The organism is Cohnella nanjingensis (assembly GCF_014212125.1).
GTDB classification, from domain to species: Bacteria; Bacillota; Bacilli; order Paenibacillales; family Paenibacillaceae; genus Cohnella; species Cohnella nanjingensis.
In genome coordinates this window covers 261,552-279,277 of record NZ_JACJVP010000024.1, presented here as the reverse complement: position 1 = coordinate 279,277, position 17,726 = coordinate 261,552, and the positions used below count along the sequence as shown (strand labels likewise).

Sequence of the window (17,726 nt, the reverse complement as noted above, 5' to 3'; positions counted from 1 at the left end):
ATGGGGTTGTGTTATTAGTATAGTTGCTGGAAGCGGGAATGGCAATATATCCAATATCGAAGGCGACCACGCAAAAAGCAGAAAAACATGGCCGAAGACCTTGTTTTCCTGCTTATTGACGCGCCCTTTGACCCTAGTATCTCATCGCTCGGCGCAATTATAGACAATGCCTATCAAAGAAGCTATTTTTATATATTTCATAGAGAAGAAAGAATGAGCGAAAATCAAAACAAAATAAAGGGGCCGCTGGATGAGGAGACGAAACGAAAGGTATTGAAGAGATTCCGTAGCTGCCCGTGAAGAAAACTTTTTCCAAGCTGCTGGCATTCAAAGAGGCTCCCCTATGATCGGGAAGCCTCCTTTGTAGCGTACCTATGCAGATTTACAGCGCTGCGCTCGCCTGGCTCACCCACGCGGAGAGCTGCGCCTGATCGACCGCCTGGCCTGGGCGAAGCTTGATCGTCTTGCGCTCGGGCGGGCCGTCGAACAGACCTTCCGGGAGCTCGAGACCCGCGGCGTTGAAGATCGTGAAGCTGATCGCGTCCTTCGACGTGGAGATGACTGCGGCATATTTGCCGTTCTTGAGGAAATGCGGCTTTTTGTACTGCAGACGCTCCTGAACTTCCGGGATCGACCGATGAACGACGTCCCTGAGCTGCGTGCAGAGCTCGGCCTGCCACGGCTCCTTGACTTCCTTGATAAAATCGACGACATCCTGGCTCATGTTTATCTTTGCTCCTTTGATTGTCGATAGTCTCGTAGATTAGTCTTGCTGGACGATCTGCCACCGGATCCCGAACCGGTCCACGACTTCGCCGTAATACGCGCCCCAGGTCTGCCGTTCGAACGGATGCTTCTGCGTGCCGCCTTCCCCGAGGTTGGCATAAGCTTGGCGCGCCGCTTCGACGTCGCCGAAGGCCAGTCCGAAGGCGACGCTGCCCTCCGCGCCGGTCGGCCCGAAGGCGTCGGACAGGAACAGCACGTTGCCTCCCGCGACCGACAGCACCATGTGCATCACCTTGTCCGACAACTCGGCCGGGGAACCGGGGTTCTGGCCGTGCGTCATCAGAGATTGAATTTCGCCGCCCAATGCTTGAATATAGAAGTCTGCTTGGGCTCTGGCGTCTTGCGATGCGATGTACGGAGTCAACTTGGCGTTCATGTTCAAATCATCCTCTCAGGTCTATTGTTCCGGATTTCCAGGTGATACGTCACTCCAAAACCCGGCCTCTATATGGACGACGAACGCAGAACGCGAGAATCGACACGCGCGAAAAACTTTTTTGAAAAAGTTTTATGGACGGGGGAGATCCGCTTCCGGAGCCGACGAACAGTCCGCCGCGCGCTTCAGCAGCAGCGTTTTCTCCTGTGCGTTGCCGGTCAGCGACGCGGCCCGCTTGAACTCCTCGCACGCCTCCGCCGTCCTGCCGAGCTTCGCGAGCAGGTCTCCGCGGACGCTTGGCAGGAGGTGATACGCCTTCAAGGAGGGCTCCGCGCTGATCGCGTCGACGATCTCAAGGCCTACCGCAGGACCGAACGCCATCGACAGCGACACCGCCCGATTCAGCTCTACCACGGGCGACGGCGCGACCATCGCCAGCGCCTCGTACAGCGCCGCGATCCGCACCCAGTCGGTCTCTTCCGGCGTACGGGCCCTGGCGTGACACGCGGTGATGGACGCCTGCAGCGCATAGGGGCCCAGCATGCCGCCGACCTCTTCCGCGCGCCGCAAGGCCGCGAGCCCGCGGCGGATGAGAAGCTGATCCCACAGCCCCCGGTTCTGATCCATCAGCAGGATCGGCTCGCCCGTCGGAGTCACCCGCGTCGCCAATCGCGAGGCCTGGATCTCCATCAAGGCGACCAAGCCATGCACCTCGGACTCCTGCGGCGCGATCTCTGCGAGGATCCGCCCCAGCCGGAGCGCCTCCATGCAGAGCACGGGGCGGATCCAATGATCCCCGCCCGTCGCCGAGTAGCCTTCGTTGAACATGAGATAAAGGACTTCGAGGACCGATGCGAGACGGGGCTTCAGCTCGGCCCCCTCGGGCACCTCGAAGGGCACGCGCGCCGCCGACAGCGTCTTCTTGGCCCGAACGATCCGCTGCGCCACGGTCGGCTCCGGCACGAGGTACGCATGCGCGATCTCCTCGGTAGTAAGCCCGCCGAGCAGCCGCAGCGTCAGCGCCACCCGCGCCTCTGCCGACAGGACCGGATGGCAGGTCGTGAAGATCAGGCGCAGCAGATCGTCGGCGACTTCCCCGTCCAGACCGGCGCCGAATTCCTCTTCGTGCCAGTCGTTCGTCACCCGCCCCAGCTCTTCATACTTGCGCCCGAGCGTCTGGTTCCGGCGCAGCAGATCGAGCGCGCGGCGCTTGGCCGTCGCCATGAGCCACGCTCCGGGGTTGTCCGGAATGCCGGTCTCCGGCCACTTCTCCAGCGCGATGACGAGCGCGTCATGCGCCAGATCCTCGGCCACCCCGATATCCCGCACCATCCGCGCGAGCGCGGCGATGATCTTGGCCGATTCGATCCGCCAGATGGCATCGATCGTCCGATGGGCAGAGGACGCCTCCCTCATATCTTCTGCTGTCCTAGATCTCGCACCAGGACGTGCATCGCCTGCGACTCCGGATCCTGCGTCAGCTCCGGCGGCTCAATGACCTGACGGAGCTCGATGACGCCTTCGCCGAAGCCGTGGGGATCCGGCATCCGCTTGGCCCACTCGATCGCTTCTTCCCTCGACTTGACCTCGATGAGGGTGAAGCCGGCGATCAATTCCTTCGTCTCCGTGAAGGGGCCGTCGATGATCTTGGGCTTGCCTCCGGCTTCCGGATAGGAGATGCGGATCGCGCCCGCGCTCGAATGCAGGCCTTCGGCCGCCAGCAGCACGCCGGCCTTCATCAACTCCTCGTTATACTTCATCATCGCGTCGACGAGCTCTTGGCTCGGCATGACGCCGGCCTCGGAGTCTTGCGTGGCTTTTACGATCATCATGAATCTCATCGGGGATCTCCTCCTTGAATTTAGCGGCAACTTCGCTTCTACTAGGACAACGAACGGCGTGGCGCGGAATCGACAGATTCCGGCTGGCGGAGCTGCTCATTTTGCGCTTTCCTTCCATGATAAGGGGATTCGTCCTTTTTCTCCACTCCAAGTTGGATAGACTTGCCCCCGCATGAACAAGGGACTGTCTCAGAAGGCCGATTGGGCCCGGAGGGACAGTCCCTTGGTGGGTGCGTTTTCGCCAGCATCACGTCCAAATATGGATCATCGCCGCTCCAGCTCGCCGACCGCCCATGTAGGCAGTTTACATACGCCGCAGTTAGGCTAAAGGGACTGTCTCGAGGTCCGAATTTACGACCATTTGAGGCATCCATACGGAAGAGATAGCTCCCAACGTTTGTTGTTTAATATTCGCTGGGAAAACGTTACAATTGCGAATAGGAACGAAGGAAGGCAGCTTGCCCAGCCTTAATTAGGCGCCTTCCGAATCGAATGGAGGTGCGTTGCGCATGGAGAAGCCTATCGTCGGACAAATCGATTGCGTCTACTTGCCCGCGAAGGATCGGGAGGCCACGATTAAGTGGTACCAAGAGAAGCTCGGCTTGCGCTGGACGGGCTTCAGCTTCGACTTGGGCGGCGGACCGGAGATCATGCTGGTCACCGCGAAGCATGAAGAAGAGGCGAGCCTGATCTACAAGACCGACGATTGGGAGGGCGAAGATTACGACATGCACCTGCTCACCTTCAAATCGGACGATATCGAGCGGACCTACGAACATCTGAAGGCGCAGGGCGTCAGCGTCTCCGAGATCAAGCTGTACGACGGCAACCGCAAAAACTTCCGGTTCTACGATCTGAACGGGAACCGGCTCGACGTCTGGTCCGGCTGGCTCTAGCCGGCCGTCCCGCGGCGCGGCGCATCCCTGATCCGGGTTGCCGACGCCACACGCCCGCTTGGCCGCACATCGCGGGCACGAGGAGACTCGACCTCGACCTCCTCCTCCGCTCGCGGAGCCGTACCCGACCAAGAAGCCCCCGGCCAACGCGCCCAAGGCGCTAAACGATTCTCCCATTTTCTCAATTCCATCTTCATCTGTTCACTTTGTAGTTCAATTCCGGATATCGGGCAGCCAGATCTTGGAGCGCGGAGTCGTCCTTTCCTTTTAAATACCGGTCGAAAAAGGCAACGCTGAATTCGTTCACGATACGGTGGTCCCGGCGCGGGTCTGCGCTGCCCAAGCCTAGCAATGGAGAGAACAAGGCAAGATCGGAGTAGCTTGCATGCTTTGAACCCGGAATAAGGATGGAGAGCCCTCCGCCTGCAAGAGCATGGGCCGATCTTTGAATATATTCTTTCCTGGGCGCTTCGAACGCCTCGCGGCTTCCCACGCCTGTCTTGCCCGCGACATCGTCAAAAGCGGTCATCACCTTCTTGTATGTCTCCTCTGAATACATCATCAAGAACGGTTTGCCGAGCCCTTCGTCGGAGACCGGCTGGCCGTAAAACCCGCCGTCCATGCTTAGGGCTGCCTTAACGCGGGGATCTTTTCTCAACATTTGAACCGTAACGGCTCCCCCGAACGAATGCCCGAACATGCCGACGCGATTCATATCGATTTTGCCGGTAAACCGGCCTGTCGAATCGTTCAGATTGAGCTTCTCCACTTGATCGAGCACAAAGGTCGCATCGTCGGTCCAAAGCGGTATATGCTCATCGTATTTGGCATTAGAGGTAAGGTCGGCGCCGATCTTGCTCATGGCTGCGCGTCCGTCGGGATAGACGGAGGCAGCGGCTTCATAGGCATAATCGATGCCTACCACGATATAACCATGGCTCGCAAGTTCCTCTACCTGGAACGTATTTTGATTGCGGTACCCGTTCATCCCATGGGAAAAAATCAGTACGGGATAAGGGCTTTCCGAATCCGAAAGCTTGGCTTCCAGCAAGGAGTGCGTCTTCGCAAGCCTTAGATGGCTGAACGCGAAAGCCGGGAGACCCAGCATTTTGGATGAGATCGCTGCCGTCATTTTCGACGCGTTTTGGACATACGGGCTTTGCTTTTTCCCCCCGCCTTCGGCTGCAGGATACCAAATTTGGACCATCAACTCGCGTTTGTCATCCGGATTCTCCGTATAAGATTCTCCCCGCCGCTCATCCACCCAGTGAAAAACCGTCGTTCCGACTGGATAGGGCCCCGTCGGTTTCGCAAATGAGATAACCGGCAGCAGCGCGGGCAGCGCAACCGAGACCGCCAAAAATAACGTCAATAGCGCCACTTGAACCGTGACGGCCGTTCTGCTTCGGCTCCCTTCCTTCTGCTTGCCCAAGAAAGCGATCAGGACGATCGGCGTCAAATACGCCGGAATCATCTGCCATCGTCCGCCTTCTACGACGACCTGTGCGATCACCAGACCAACGGCGATGACCAAAGGAATGATGGATCCCTTGCTCCCTTTCCTATTCGCGATAACCGCCCGGAACAGCAGGCCAAAATTGATCGCGATCAAGCCTATCTCCAACAGCCTCATGCGGATCCTCCCCCTAGCTGGCTCCATCTTATCCTGAAATTCTAAAGGCGAAGCCGGGGAAATATTGAATTTATTCTGAAGATGCCGGAGAACGCGGATCGGCACCATTTTCGAAATCAAAAAAAGCCGCCCCCGGCTTGCGAGGGCGGTCCGCTGCTGTTAGCATAAGTTGCTTATTTAAACTTCATATCGACAACGGTTCCGCACGCGACGAAGCCGATCCGGCGATAGACCTGGTTGGCGTCGGGGTTCTTCATGTCCGCGTACAGCATCGGCGCCAAGCCCTCCGACTTCACGATCTCGCACAGCGCGGCCACGATGGCGCTGGCGTATCCCCGCTTGCGGTAGGCTGCCGGCGTATAGACCGCGTTGATCCTCGCATGCCGGGGCGAGCGGTGCCCGATGTTCGCCATGGAGACGGAGCGGCCGTCGACCGTCCAGAGATACAGCGTCCGCGCGCCGATCATCCGCTCCGCAGCCGGTATCTGGCTTGCCGGTTCTACCGTCACCCCATGCGCGCCCTGCGAGAAGCCCGCCAGGAGGTCCGCGACGATCTCCGCGTCCGATGCTTGCGCTTGGCGCAGCGTTCCCGCGACCTCCAGCGGCGGCCGGACCGCCGGGCAGACATACGCCGCCAAGGTCATCGCCGTCTCGGCGGTCAGTCCGTGCGCCTCAGCGTACATCTGCGCGAAGCGTTCGGCCGTCGCCGGCTCCCCCGTGATCCCGGGGAGCGAAGCATCTCCGAGCCGCGAGAGCAGCTCGCCCAGGAGCGCGTCCCTCCGCTTCTCCGGCACGCCCTTCGCGATCCACAGCCACGGATTATTCCCTATGGACTGGGCGAAGATCAAGGTGTCGTCCTCGGACTTGAGACAGGCGGCCTGCTCGGATTCGCAGATCCGGTGGATCAGATTGTACGGTACCTCATCCGCCATGAACTCATTCCGGCTCCGTACGCCATCGCGCGCATCGAAACTTTGCAGCATATCGCTCCTCCTCGCTTGGGTTTAAATACAAAAACGCCCCGTCCCCAAAGGGACGGAGCCGTTTCGCACCTGCCAGCAGCTCTCTGTACGGCTCGCCCGGATCTACTTGTTCTCGTCATCGCGTTTTATATTTTCATCATTCTACTGCCGGGCATGGCTCCCGTCAAGACAAAGAGTCCGGTTTTAGCCGGACCATCGCAACTTCGCAGGGAAGGCAATCGTTTACAGTTAAGATGCATATCCAGAGCGAGACGAGAGGAGCATATCCATCCCTATGAACCGATTTATCATTGGACAATACGGCGGCTTCGACGACGCGAAGTACCGTCGCGACTTTCGGCCGGGCTTCTACGGCATCGAAGCCTGCATGTTCGGGCAGGAGCGCGACGAGGTCCGCTTGCGGGAGGAATCGCAGGCGGCCGGATTCCGGATCGGCGTCCACTTTCCGTTCAGGTCCGAGACGGCCGGCGTGCAAGGGCGGGATGCGCTCTTCCTCGCCGGCGAGGATGCCGTTCGCCTGCAAGCTTACGATCTCGTCGAACGGGAGCTGGCTTATGTGTCCGAGCTCCGGCCCAGCTACGTCTTGTTCCACTATCCGAAGCCCGTCATCTTGGACGATCGGGTGGATTGGAGCCCTTGGCGGTTCGACGACCGGAGCGAATACGCGCTCGAGAGCGCCTATCCGCCCGAGTCGTTCCGGGAGCGGAGCGAGCGTCTCTTCGCATGGCTCTCGCGCAAAGGCGAGGAGTACCGCTTCACCCCAGTGCTGGAGCTCGATGCGCTGAACCGATACGTCTATGAAGCGGACTGGCTCACCGGCCTGTTGGACAACCATCCCCGGATCCGACTCTGCCTGGATACCATCAGACTCTACCTGCAGGATCGGATCGATCCCCGCTTCGATGCGAAGGCGATCTTGAATCGCTATGCCAAATATGCGGAGACGGTTCACCTTTCCAATATGCAGATGGACATGGGGGGCCAAGTCGTCACGAAACGCTATCCTGTACTGCCTTGGCAGGATCCTCGCGACGGCTGGGCGCCGATCGGGGACTATCTGCGGATCATCCGGCAGGAGAACCCGGGCGTGAAGATCATGTTCGAGCACCGGTCGGACTTCGTGAGCGACGAGGAGCTGTCGGCTTGCTACGAATGGGTCGACGCGTTGATGAATGCGTAGCGGTTGGGGTAGTCGCGATGTCACTCGCCAGGCTATGACCTGGTGCACAACCCCATCGTAGGCCCTCGTTTTTTTCGGTTACGGATTAATATCCTTGCGCTCGATATTGCGGAACGAAGCATAAGCGATAATTGCTCCAATCCACGACAAGGCGATGGGGATGACGACAATTGAATTGAGCGAGAAGCCATCCGAAACGTTGTAGATCGCGATGACGATCAGAACGGAAGTTATGATTGTTGCCGCTGTCGAATACTTCCTCATGCCAAAAAACAGCGGGATCAGACTTATAAAGCTTGCTGCCAGCGCGTTCATGATAATGGCAAGCGCTTGCCGCCCAACTTGTCCCACCGTTAATGTCTCATTCATAAATTCGTAAAAGTGGTTGAGCAACAACATCAGGGAGCCGACGATCAGATTGCAAAGCACGATGGAAATGAACGTGAACGAGAACACAATGAATAGCTTCGCTATCATCAGTTTCTTGCGATTGATCGGGTACATAAATAAAACGGTAATCGATTTCGTCCTGTATTCGTCGATAATGAAGCGTGAGAGAAGAACCGATGCGAATACGATGAATGTCCCCTTTGTAAACGTGTCGATTGCAAAGAACAGCGTCTCGCTATCCTGGAAGGCCTGACCTTCCGATCGGTTAAAGGCGATTAGGCATATCAAGCCGAAGATGCAAGCCATAGCGATCAAGGCTACCCGAACATAGCCATTGATCTTGTATTTTATTAATTCAAGCTGGATCAGCTTAAGCACTTTGTTCACCCCCGTTCAGTAACCCGATGAAGTACTCTTCGAGAGAGCTGTTCTTCTGATGGATCGACTCTAACGCCACGTCGTTCATAATAAGAGCTTTATTCATTTGGGCAAGCGGGATCGAGAGATCGTACACCCGAATCGACCGGTTGCCGATGACGCGAATATTCGAAATGTTTAGATGTTGCGTGAGCACGTAAGCCGCTTTCTGACAGTCGTTCGTCTGGAATTCGATGTACTCGGCGTTCGTCTCGCGGATCTGTTCGAGAGAGACTTCCTGAATCAGCCGGCCATGGTTGATGACCCCGATCGTATCCGCCAGCTGCTCGATCTCCGCGAGGAGGTGACTGGAGACCAGAATGGAGATTCCGTATTCTTGGGACAAAATACGCAGCAGGTTTCTTATCTCCTTAATGCCGACCGGATCTAGCCCGTTAATTGGTTCGTCTAGAATAAGCAACTCCGGCTTCGTCGCAATTGCCCTCGCGATGCCTAACCGTTGCTTCATCCCGAGCGAGAAGTCTTTGACGGGCTTGCCGTCGATGCCTCGCAACTGAACCAATTCCAGCGCTTCGCCGATGGCTTTCTTGTTGTAATAACCCATGTATTCGCAATGAAGCTTCAGGTTGGCTTGGGCCGTCAGCTTGTCGTAGAAAATGGGGTATTCGATAATCGAGCCTATCCTGCCCAGCATTGTGTAAGAGGCAGGGGTCAGCTTCTCGCCAAATAGCTCAATCTCCCCGGACGTTGGTTTGATGAGATTGGTCAACATCTTCATAATCGTGGTTTTGCCCGCTCCGTTAGGCCCAAGGAAACCGTAAATTTCCCCTTGTTTGACCTTCATATTCACTTCGGATACGGACTCTTTGCCCTTAAACGACTTGGATAATCGATGCGTTTGCAGTACGTAGGTCATTGGCATGCTTCCCTTCCTTCCGTTCTTACGATGAGCATAACGGATGAAATGGCGTTTTTTCCTTACTCGTTCCTTACGAGTTTCTTAAGTTGAATTTCCTTAACCGAACGATGAAGATGTTCCGTTCGTAAGGCTTGCTGATTAATTCGATCGATCCCCCCATGGATTCGGCAAGCCTTCGAGCAATCGTAAGTCCGAGGCCGCTTCCCTGCATCTTTGTATTCCTGGAGTCATCCAGTACATACAATCGCTCGAATACGAGTTCCTGATGTGCTTTTTCGATTCCTTTCCCCCGATCCCACACATCAACCCGAACGGAAGCGCCTTCGTCCCTCAGCGTCAGGCCGATCGTTCTGCCGTCCGATCCGTAACGCAGTGCGTTAGAGATCAGATTGTCCAGGATTCGTCTGAGTGCATCTTCATTGCCAAGCGCGTACATCGGACCTTGAGGAATATCAAGCAACACCTCGAACCCGAGGCTTTCGATCTTCTCGTGGAACTGAAGAATACTCTGCCTGCAGGTCTCGCTGACGTTGATGCGGCTCAAAGGAATATCCGCATCCCCGGATTCGAGCTTTGCCAAGTCAAAGAAAGTATCGATCAAACGCACGGCCTCTTTCGTCTTGCCAAACAGCCTGGCTAACAGCTCGTTCCGCTCGTCTTCTTCGATGTGTGGCCGTAGATGAAGTGCCTCCGCGTATCCGAGAACGACCGTCAGTGGCGTTCTGAGATCGTGTGAGACATTCGCAAGCATCTTGCGAGACGCGATTCGGGTCCTTGCATACTCGGCCGACGCTTTCAGGTTGCTGTCGAGCAGCCGATTGATATCGGTCATGAGCACTTGAAGCTCAGAATCCCGGGTCATGTAGAGGAGCTTCTCGCCTGAACGGCTCTCCAGAATCTGCTCCAGCTTGCCGCGAATCTGCCGCAATTCGGAGGTTCTTCGGGCATTCGATCGGGAACGCGCGATGAGGAAGCCGGCTAGAATGACGATAACAGCAACAAGGAGGACGTTCACCTCATCCGCCCTCCCATTTGTAGCCGATTCCCCATAAGGTTTTGATGTAAGCCGGACGAGAAGGATCATCTTCGATCTTCTCCCTTAACCTCCTGATATGAACGTTGATGACGTTCTCGTCTCCCATATAGTCGTCGTTCCAGATGAGCCCGTAGAGCTGGGATTTGGTGAAAACCCGGTTTTTGTTCGTCACGAAAAGCTTCAGAATATCGAACTCCTTGGCAGTTAGCCGTACTTCTTTACCGCTTTTCTTCACGGAATACGTTTCAAAGTCTAGTTCCAGGTTCCCGATGTGCACGGAAGGTTCTCTCTGCCGTTCCGAATTGGAGTAAATCGTGGCTCTTCGAATGGCTGCCTTCATCCTCGCGGACAGCTCAATCGTCGAGAAAGGCTTCTGAATATAATCGTCCGCCCCGAATCCGAGACCTAGCGCCTTGTCGACATCTCCGTCCCTAGCAGACATAATGAGTATCGGCACCTTGCTTCTCTCTCTGATCCTGCGAATGACTTCCATACCGTCAAGCCCCGGCAACATCAGATCTACAAGCACAAGGTCGTAGTCCTTGCTCGAGAATAGCGCTAAGCCTTCGATGCCATCCGCTGCCTCGTTGATCAGAAAGCCTTCGCGGCTAAAGGCGTTGTGCAGCATCTCAACAATGGAATGGTCATCTTCTATGATTAAGATGCGATGTACCCCGGACATCATTCTCCCACCATTTCCCATATTCTTTTGTTCCATTTTATCAGAAAATGAGGCTTAGCTGCTTACCCATGACTCGAAGGTCGTGTTGGCAGTGGATAGGGTGAGGCCGCTGCCCGAAGCTGTCGAAGACGGTTTGGAGAAAATACTATTATTTTACATTCATATGTCATTGTAGAGTTGGGCACTGCGTGTCGGAATTGATTTGCTTGGAATGGGCCTGGATGCTTGACGGAATGCGATCTGCAGCCCAGGCAAATGGGGAATAAAACCATGATTAAGAAATTGATTCGAATCGAAGGACTAGTCGTTCTGGTCTTAGGCACCTATTTGTACTTTTCCGACGGGTACAATTGGGCCGTCTTCCTGCTGCTGCTAATGCTGCCCGACGTGTCCATGATCGGATATGCGGTCAGCAAAAAGACAGGAGCGTATACGTATAATTTTGCCCATACGTTCGTCACGCCTTTGCTGTTGTTACTGGCGGGACTGGCTTTCTCGATCGACTTCCTCATGATGAATCGGCTTCATCTGGATGGTTCATATCGGTATGGATCGAATGATAGGTTATGGATTGAAATACGAAACGGATTTTAAAGACACGCATATCCAAAGATTATAATATTCGCATATCGAATGCCCTGCGCTTCAGCATTACCAGTTATAGTGTCTTTTGTTGTTCATTTATTTGCTCTTTAATGTTTCTCTAACTCAGCAATTAATTTAGCATTCTCTCTCAACAAACTTGCATTCTCTTCCAATAACTTTGGTATATCCGGGACATCCTTGCCGGAAACCCAGCCATACAAATCGTCTCTTGCCGCATACTCCGGCAATTGATCACGAAGTACCATTTTAATGTGCCGTACATCTTCAACATAATAGGTAGGGATTTGTTCCATGACCGATTGCTTAAACTCTTGAAACTTCTGATAGTATTCAATTGCTGCGAAGTCGTATGGCTTTTGTCTTAATGCTTCATCTGTGACAACAAAAGCAAATCTAGGTTTGCCCGTTTCTCCGGCATACTCATATTCCCAATGTGTATAGCTCTTGGATTCATCAGGAAGCGTTAAACCATAGAATCCTCCGAGAATCAGGATAAATACATCGGACTCATCGATCCATCTCTTCCTCATTTTCATTGGACTTTCCTTGAAAAATTGCTCGATTCCAGCAGGGATATGACCGGCTTGAAGTACGGCTTCAACAGCGGTATGTCTTTCCTCAATAAGATCGTTGAAAGTAGACGATATGTAAATTTGTAATTTTTTTCTCATAGGCCACCTATATGAAATGAAATAATATAAATCGTACCATCGGCTCACTTTGTTTGTAAATATAGAACCTTTATTCAACAGTTGCCAGCTCATTGAAGCCGGAAAGCGAAATTTTCGTTCATGCTTCTAGTCTTATGCCTTCCTCATGATTCAATTTATTCGGGGAATTCCTCGTGAGTTGGATCAAGCGTCTGTTATCGATGGGTGCGGGCCTTGGGGGACATTCTGGTATATCATACTTCCATTAACCAAATCCTCGTTGGCCACCGTATCCATTTTTTGCTTCTATTGGACTTGGAGCGATTTTATGGTTTGAATAAAATCGGAATCAGGTCAGAAGCCATTTACGCACCTGCACAGTTGGCTTTTGGACAGATGAGGCCAGTTAAAAGATGTATTTGGCGGTCCGAGTCCTGTAACGATAAAAAGTATCGTTACAGCAGCGATCGGCGGTCGTCCGAGTCCTGCAACGATAAAAAGTATCGTTACAGCGGCGATCGGCGGCTGTCCGAGTCCTGTAACGATAAAAAGTATCGTTACAGCGGCAATTGGCGGTCGTCCGAGTCCTGTAACGATAAAAAGTATCGTTACAGCGGCGATCGGCGGCTGTCCGAGTCCTGTAACGATAAAAAGTATCGTTACAGCGGCGATCGGCGGCTGTCCGAGTCCTGTAACGATAAAATGTATCGTTACAGCGGCAATTGGCGGTCGTCCGAGTCCTGTAACGATAAAAAGTATCGTTACAGCAGCAATCGTCAGTAATCGGAAGCGGCGTCTTCCTCCCGCAACGCCATTTCACCAAAAAACAGCCTTCGTCCGGTCGCGGCCGAACGAAGGCCTAGTGTGCTAACCGTGTAAAGGCTGCCCTTCCAGCTCCAGCTCGATGACCGTATCCATGTCGTCCGGCAGCTCGGCGCCCTTCAAGGTGATGAAGTCGCCGCCCGCGACGTCCGAGTACTCCTCCGCCATCCACGGCGCCTCGACCTTCAGCTCCGTGCCGTCCCGCAGCAGCCGGGCTTTCTTGATCTTCCCCTTCAAGCCTTGGAAGTAGATCGGCCCGATCCCCCGGTCGTACACGTGCGCGTACAGCAGGTTGCCCTTCTGGGTGTAACGGCCCCACTCCGGCTTCGCCAGCTCCGAGATGCCGCAGCCATAGATGCTGTCGCCGTTCAGCCGCAGCCACTCTCCGACTTCGCCGAGCACCGAGAGCGACTCGCGCGTCATCTCGCCCTTGGCGTCCGGTCCCACGTTGAGGAGCAGATTGCCGTTCTTGCTGACGCACTCGACCATCGTGCGGACGACTTGCTTCGCGGACTTGTAGTTCCGGTCCTCGGAGTGGTACCCCCAGTTGTCGTTGAGGGTGATGCACGCTTCCCAAGGGATGGACCGGCCGTTCACGTCGACGATGCCGCCCGGCGGGATGATCTGCTCGGGGGAGAAAAAGTCTCCCGCGTACTCCTCGGGCTCCGCCGCCCGAATGTGGCCGCCCAGCCGGTTGTCGATGAGGATGTCCGGCTGAATGGAGCGGATCTTGCGGACGAGTTCGGTCGCACGCCACTTTTCCCCTGTCATGTTGTCGTACGAGAAGTCGAACCACATGATGTCGATCTTGCCGTATTGGGTGAGCAGCTCCTCGACCTGGCCATGCATATAGTCCAGGTAGCGATCGAACTGGATCGGCTTGTCCTTGGCCGCTTCGTTGTCGCGGTCCGGATGGGCTTTGTCCCCGTAGCCGGGATAGTCGTCGTGATGCCAGTCGATGAGCGAATAGTACAAGCCGACGGCGATCCCTTCCGCGCGGAAGGCGTCGACGTATTCGCGGACCAGGTCGCGGCCGGCCGGCGTGTTCGTCGCCTTGAAGTCCGTCAGCTTGCTATCGAACAGGCAGAAGCCGTCGTGATGCTTCGTCGTCAGCACCGCATACTTCTGTCCCGCCTGCTTGGCGGCTCTCGCCCATGCCTTCGGATCGTACCGGGAGGCGTCGAATTCATGGAAATACCGCAAATAATGCTCGCGGCTCATCCGCTCGTTGCCGCGCACCCACTCGCCTCTGGCCGGGATCGCATACAGTCCCCAGTGGATAAACAGACCGAAGCGGTCTCTTAAGAACCATCTCGTTCGCTCTTCTCTCGTGCTCATCCCGCAATTCCCTCCTTGCCCGTATGGAATAGCGCCGCGGCGCCTAGCAGGCCGACATCGTCCTTCAGGCCTGCGGGAACAATCGTGTACGTGCCTCTGTACGGCTTCATCACCAGCTCCTCCGTCTTCTCCCGGAGCGCCGGGAACAGCAGATCGCCCGCCTTGCTCACGCCCCCGCCGACCACGATGCGGTCCGGATTGAAGATATGAACGACGTTGGCCATCCCCAGCGCCATATGATCGATCGTCCGCCCGATGACTTCGGTCGCGACCGGATCGCCCAGCTTCATCGCCTCGAAGACGTGCCGGGACGACACCTCTTCCCCGCTTGCGGCGGCCAGCTCCGCGATCGCGGAATCCCGCTCCCGCATCGCCCGCAGCGCCGTATCCCGGATGGCCGTGCCCGAGGCGAACACTTCCCAGCAGCCGCGCCGCCCGCAGCTGCAGACCGGTCCGTCCGGATCGATGATCGCGTGGCCGAGCTCGCCCGCGAAGGAGTGGGTGCCTAGCAGCAGCTGGCCTTCTATGACGATGCCCGCCCCGATGCCGGTGCTGAGCGTCACGTAGACCATGTTGCTCGCGCCTTGGCCCGCTCCTCTCACGTATTCGCCCCAAGCCGCCGCATTCGCGTCGTTCACGACCTGCACCGGGACGCCGAGCTTCCCTTCCATCCATTTCTTCAACGGGACGTTGTCCCATTCCGGCAAGTTGGTCCCGTTGATGACGATGCCGTCGCGACTGTTGACCGCCCCCGGAGAAGCCAATCCGACGCCGGTCAGCGTCCGCCCCTGGGAGACGGAACGGACCATGCCGGCCATCCGCTCGACCACTTCATCCGCGGTGCGCGCGCCCGCCGTTTCCATCTGCTCTCTATTTAACAGCAAACCATTCCCATCGAATAGCGCCGCCGCGATCTTCGTTCCGCCCAGGTCGATACCGACGACATATTCTTCCGCTGCATTCTGTGCTGCAATTCGCATAGCCATTCACCTTTTCGCTTGTTTATTTCAAGGTCCCCGCGGACCGGAGGCTGCCGGCTAACGCCCGAAGCGCCGCAGGGTCGATCGGCGCCAGGGCGTCGCGGCCCTGCCGGACCGCCGTGCCGAAGTGCACTTCCCGGACGCCGGACGTCTCGATGAAGTCCCGGATGCCCTCCAGCTTCATTCCGCCGCCCGCGAGGATCTGGGGCGATCCGTGCCCGGCCTCCTCGACCAGCCGGCGGATCGCCCCGGCCGCTTCCGACGCCGGACCCGGACCGGCGGAGGTGAGCACCCGCGTGATCTCCGGGTATTGGCGGAGCGTCCGCAATCCGGCGATCTGGTCGTCCAGCTCGTCGAACGCTTTGTGGAAAGTGACCTGCAGCCCGTTCGTCAGCGGCAGCAGCACCTCGAGCGCTTGCTCGTCGATGCGGCCTTCCGCCGTCAGGGCGCCGACCACGATGCCCGCTGCCCCGCTGGCCGCGATCGCCTTCGTCTCCGCCGCCATCGTCAACAGATCCAGCTTGGAGTAGACGAAGGAGCGGCTATGCGGCCGCACGATCACATGGACCGGGATGCGCACCGTCTTCGCCACCTGTTCGACCAAGCCGATCCCCGGCGTCAAGCCGCCTTCGGTGATGGCCGTGATCAGCTCCAGGCGATCGGCGCCGTTCTCCTCCGCGATTAACGCATCCTCTATACAAGTCGCTATGACTTCCAGCTTCATGATTCCGTCTCCTTAAGCGCGTCCCGGGCATCGCCCGCCCGCTCCGCCGCATAGTCGGCGAGCAAGCGCGCGCCGTAACCCGTCGCGCCCATCTCCGAATAGCTCTCGTCCTGCTTGTACTGCACCGTTCCGGCCATGTCGATATGCACCCAGCGCATGCCGGGCGCCACGAAGCGCCGGATGAACAGCGCCGCCAGGATGGCGCCGCCGTACGGCGACCGGCCGACATTGCGCAGATCGGCATAGGGGCTGCGCAGCTCGGACTCGTACTCGTCCATGAGCGGCATCGGCCACAGCCGCTCGCCGTTGCGCTCGCCGATCTCGACGAGACGGCCGCTCATGCCCTCGTCGCCCCAGATGCCGGCGAGCCCGAGTCCGAGCGCCGCGCCGACGTTGCCCGTCAGCGTGGCGATATCGACGGCTTCGGCCGCGCCGAGGTTCGCCGCGTGGAGGAGCGCATCCGCCAGGATGAGCCGGCCCTCGCCGTCCGTGTTGGCGACCTCTACGGTGAGCCCGTTCGGGTAGCGGATGATCGTGGACGGCAGGATCGCCGCCGCGTCGGGCACATTGTCGACCACCGGAATCAAGGCGACGACGTTGACCTGCGCCCGGCTGCGCACCAGGATATCCATGGCTCCGACGACGGCGGCCGCGCCGCCCATGTCCATGCGGGCGTCGGTGATGTCGCCGGCGGTCTTCGCGTTCATGCCGCCCATATCGAAGGTGACGCCCTTGCCGACCAGCGCCAGCATCGGCAGCCGGGGATCGCCTTCATACCGGATCTCGACGAGCGCGGGCCGATGCTTGCTCCCCGCGCCTACGGCGAGCAGCCCGTTCATTTCGCGGTCCGCCAGATCCTGCCCCCGGTAGACGCGCACCTTCACGGGCACATCCTCGCGATCGAAGTACTCGGCCATCCATTCCGCGAACCGGTCCGGATGCAGCGTGACGGGCGACTCGTTCACCAGGTCGCGCGCGAGCATGGCGCCGTCGGCGCGCACGCGGCCCGTCCCGACCGCGGCTTCGAGCGCCTCCCGGGACAGTTCGGGCCAGTCGGCCGAACGCAGCGCGAGCTCCACGGAGCCGCGGTCCTTCGTCGCCTCCCGATAGGTCTCGTAACGGTAAAGGCCGAGCAGCCAGCCTTCCGTCCACGCCTGCGCCCAATCGGCTGCCGCGATGCTGCCCTCGGCGCCGCCTGCGGCGCGCATGAGGACGGCGCTTCGCCGGCCTTCGCGCCGCAGGGCGCGGGCGGCGGAGCCGGCTGCCCGACGCACCCGCTCCAGCGTCGACGCGCCGCGCTCGCCCATGCCGACCGCGAGCACGTCGCGTTCTTCCTCCGTACGTCCGAGCAGCCAAGTGACGGTACCGGCGGACCTGCGGTCATCCCGCAGCTTGTAAGGGAAAGTCTCTTCAACATATGCGGGATATACGAGAATATCCGTCTCGCCCGCGGAATCGAATACGATCTTCATCGCTTCGCCTTCTTTTCTATTCATTTCTCTTCTA

The 17,726-nt window shown here is 57.4% G+C and carries 19 protein-coding genes and 1 pseudogene; 5 read left to right on the top strand and 15 right to left on the bottom strand.

Features of this window, described 5'->3' with window-relative positions; genetic code table 11:
- Window positions 1–382: 382 nt before the first annotated feature.
- From H7C19_RS15085 to H7C19_RS15070, 4 genes are all read right to left on the bottom strand, one after another.
- On the bottom strand, window positions 383–724 hold the full coding sequence (locus tag H7C19_RS15085) for a DUF1801 domain-containing protein (protein ID WP_185143485.1): 342 nt from the start codon (window positions 722–724) through the stop codon (window positions 383–385).
- A 39-nt stretch (window positions 725–763) separates the two neighbouring features.
- Complete coding sequence (locus H7C19_RS15080) at window positions 764–1,162, bottom strand: VOC family protein (RefSeq protein WP_185143484.1); 399 nt, start codon at window positions 1,160–1,162, stop codon at window positions 764–766.
- A 132-nt stretch (window positions 1,163–1,294) separates the two neighbouring features.
- Window positions 1,295–2,578 carry an RNA polymerase sigma factor gene (locus H7C19_RS15075; RefSeq protein ID WP_185143483.1) on the bottom strand — a complete coding sequence of 428 codons (1,284 nt, stop codon included), beginning with the start codon at window positions 2,576–2,578 and terminating at the stop codon, window positions 1,295–1,297.
- Complete coding sequence (locus H7C19_RS15070; protein WP_185143482.1) at window positions 2,575–3,003, bottom strand: YciI family protein; 429 nt, start codon at window positions 3,001–3,003, stop codon at window positions 2,575–2,577. The genes H7C19_RS15075 and H7C19_RS15070 overlap by 4 nt, the downstream gene beginning before the upstream one ends.
- Window positions 3,004–3,512: 509 nt before the next feature.
- On the opposite strand from H7C19_RS15070, the gene H7C19_RS15065 reads away from it, so the two are divergent.
- Window positions 3,513–3,899, top strand: coding sequence for a VOC family protein (locus H7C19_RS15065; protein ID WP_185143481.1), 387 nt, complete (start codon window positions 3,513–3,515; stop codon window positions 3,897–3,899).
- A 193-nt stretch (window positions 3,900–4,092) separates the two neighbouring features.
- Here the strand turns inward: H7C19_RS15065 and H7C19_RS15060 are convergent, their stop codons facing one another.
- Window positions 4,093–5,280 (bottom strand): alpha/beta hydrolase family protein, encoded by a 1,188-nt coding sequence (locus H7C19_RS15060; RefSeq protein ID WP_313731664.1) that lies wholly within the window; start codon window positions 5,278–5,280, stop codon window positions 4,093–4,095.
- Here H7C19_RS15060 and H7C19_RS34805 point away from each other — a divergent pair, their 5' ends adjacent.
- Window positions 5,281–5,577 carry a hypothetical protein gene (locus H7C19_RS34805; RefSeq protein WP_246469517.1) on the top strand — a complete coding sequence of 99 codons (297 nt, stop codon included), beginning with the start codon at window positions 5,281–5,283 and terminating at the stop codon, window positions 5,575–5,577.
- Window positions 5,578–5,705: 128 nt separating this feature from the next.
- Here H7C19_RS34805 and H7C19_RS15055 read toward each other — a convergent pair whose 3' ends face one another.
- Window positions 5,706–6,515 carry a GNAT family N-acetyltransferase gene (locus tag H7C19_RS15055; RefSeq protein ID WP_185143479.1) on the bottom strand — a complete coding sequence of 270 codons (810 nt, stop codon included), beginning with the start codon at window positions 6,513–6,515 and terminating at the stop codon, window positions 5,706–5,708.
- A gap of 274 nt (window positions 6,516–6,789) precedes the next feature.
- Between H7C19_RS15055 and H7C19_RS15050 the strand changes: the two genes are divergently transcribed.
- Window positions 6,790–7,695 (top strand): IolE/MocC family protein, encoded by a 906-nt coding sequence (locus tag H7C19_RS15050; protein ID WP_185143478.1) that lies wholly within the window; start codon window positions 6,790–6,792, stop codon window positions 7,693–7,695.
- Window positions 7,696–7,773: 78 nt separating this feature from the next.
- Here the strand turns inward: H7C19_RS15050 and H7C19_RS15045 are convergent, their stop codons facing one another.
- The 4 genes from H7C19_RS15045 to H7C19_RS15030 all read right to left on the bottom strand — a co-directional run bounded on the left by H7C19_RS15045 (window position 7,774) and on the right by H7C19_RS15030 (window position 11,046).
- A complete protein-coding gene (locus H7C19_RS15045) occupies window positions 7,774–8,463 on the bottom strand; it encodes an ABC transporter permease (protein WP_185143477.1) in 690 nt (229 codons plus the stop codon).
- Entirely contained in the window at window positions 8,456–9,379 is a 924-nt protein-coding gene (locus H7C19_RS15040) for an ABC transporter ATP-binding protein (protein ID WP_185143476.1), read from the bottom strand. The genes H7C19_RS15045 and H7C19_RS15040 overlap by 8 nt, the downstream gene beginning before the upstream one ends.
- A 73-nt stretch (window positions 9,380–9,452) precedes the next feature.
- Window positions 9,453–10,397 (bottom strand): sensor histidine kinase, encoded by a 945-nt coding sequence (locus tag H7C19_RS15035; protein WP_185143475.1) that lies wholly within the window; start codon window positions 10,395–10,397, stop codon window positions 9,453–9,455.
- A gap of 1 nt (window position 10,398) precedes the next feature.
- Window positions 10,399–11,046 (bottom strand): response regulator transcription factor, encoded by a 648-nt coding sequence (locus H7C19_RS15030; RefSeq protein ID WP_376775365.1) that lies wholly within the window; start codon window positions 11,044–11,046, stop codon window positions 10,399–10,401.
- 324 nt (window positions 11,047–11,370) lie between these two features.
- Here H7C19_RS15030 and H7C19_RS15025 point away from each other — a divergent pair.
- Window positions 11,371–11,719 (top strand): annotated as a pseudogene (locus tag H7C19_RS15025) (DUF4260 domain-containing protein).
- Window positions 11,720–11,792: 73 nt separating this feature from the next.
- Here the strand turns inward: H7C19_RS15025 and H7C19_RS15020 are convergent.
- On the bottom strand, window positions 11,793–12,377 hold the full coding sequence (locus H7C19_RS15020; RefSeq protein WP_185143473.1) for a DUF4062 domain-containing protein: 585 nt from the start codon (window positions 12,375–12,377) through the stop codon (window positions 11,793–11,795).
- Between the two features lie 145 nt (window positions 12,378–12,522).
- Here H7C19_RS15020 and H7C19_RS15015 point away from each other — a divergent pair, with 145 nt between their 5' ends.
- A complete protein-coding gene (locus H7C19_RS15015; protein ID WP_185143472.1) occupies window positions 12,523–12,693 on the top strand; it encodes an ABC transporter permease subunit in 171 nt (56 codons plus the stop codon).
- A 530-nt stretch (window positions 12,694–13,223) separates the two neighbouring features.
- Here the strand turns inward: H7C19_RS15015 and H7C19_RS15010 are convergent.
- From H7C19_RS15010 to H7C19_RS14995, 4 genes are read right to left on the bottom strand one after another with little or no spacing between them, the layout of a single operon-like run.
- Window positions 13,224–14,516 carry an alpha-L-fucosidase gene (locus H7C19_RS15010; protein WP_185143471.1) on the bottom strand — a complete coding sequence of 431 codons (1,293 nt, stop codon included), beginning with the start codon at window positions 14,514–14,516 and terminating at the stop codon, window positions 13,224–13,226.
- Entirely contained in the window at window positions 14,513–15,496 is a 984-nt protein-coding gene (locus tag H7C19_RS15005; RefSeq protein WP_185143470.1) for an ROK family protein, read from the bottom strand. Before H7C19_RS15005 ends, H7C19_RS15010 begins: the two co-directional genes overlap by 4 nt.
- 22 nt (window positions 15,497–15,518) lie before the next feature.
- The gene (locus H7C19_RS15000) at window positions 15,519–16,220 is read right to left on the bottom strand and encodes a copper homeostasis protein CutC (RefSeq protein ID WP_185143469.1); all 702 of its coding nucleotides are present in this window, start codon (window positions 16,218–16,220) and stop codon (window positions 15,519–15,521) included.
- A complete protein-coding gene (locus H7C19_RS14995) occupies window positions 16,217–17,716 on the bottom strand; it encodes a leucyl aminopeptidase family protein (RefSeq protein WP_246469516.1) in 1,500 nt (499 codons plus the stop codon). Before H7C19_RS14995 ends, H7C19_RS15000 begins: the two co-directional genes overlap by 4 nt.
- Window positions 17,717–17,726: the final 10 nt, after the last annotated feature.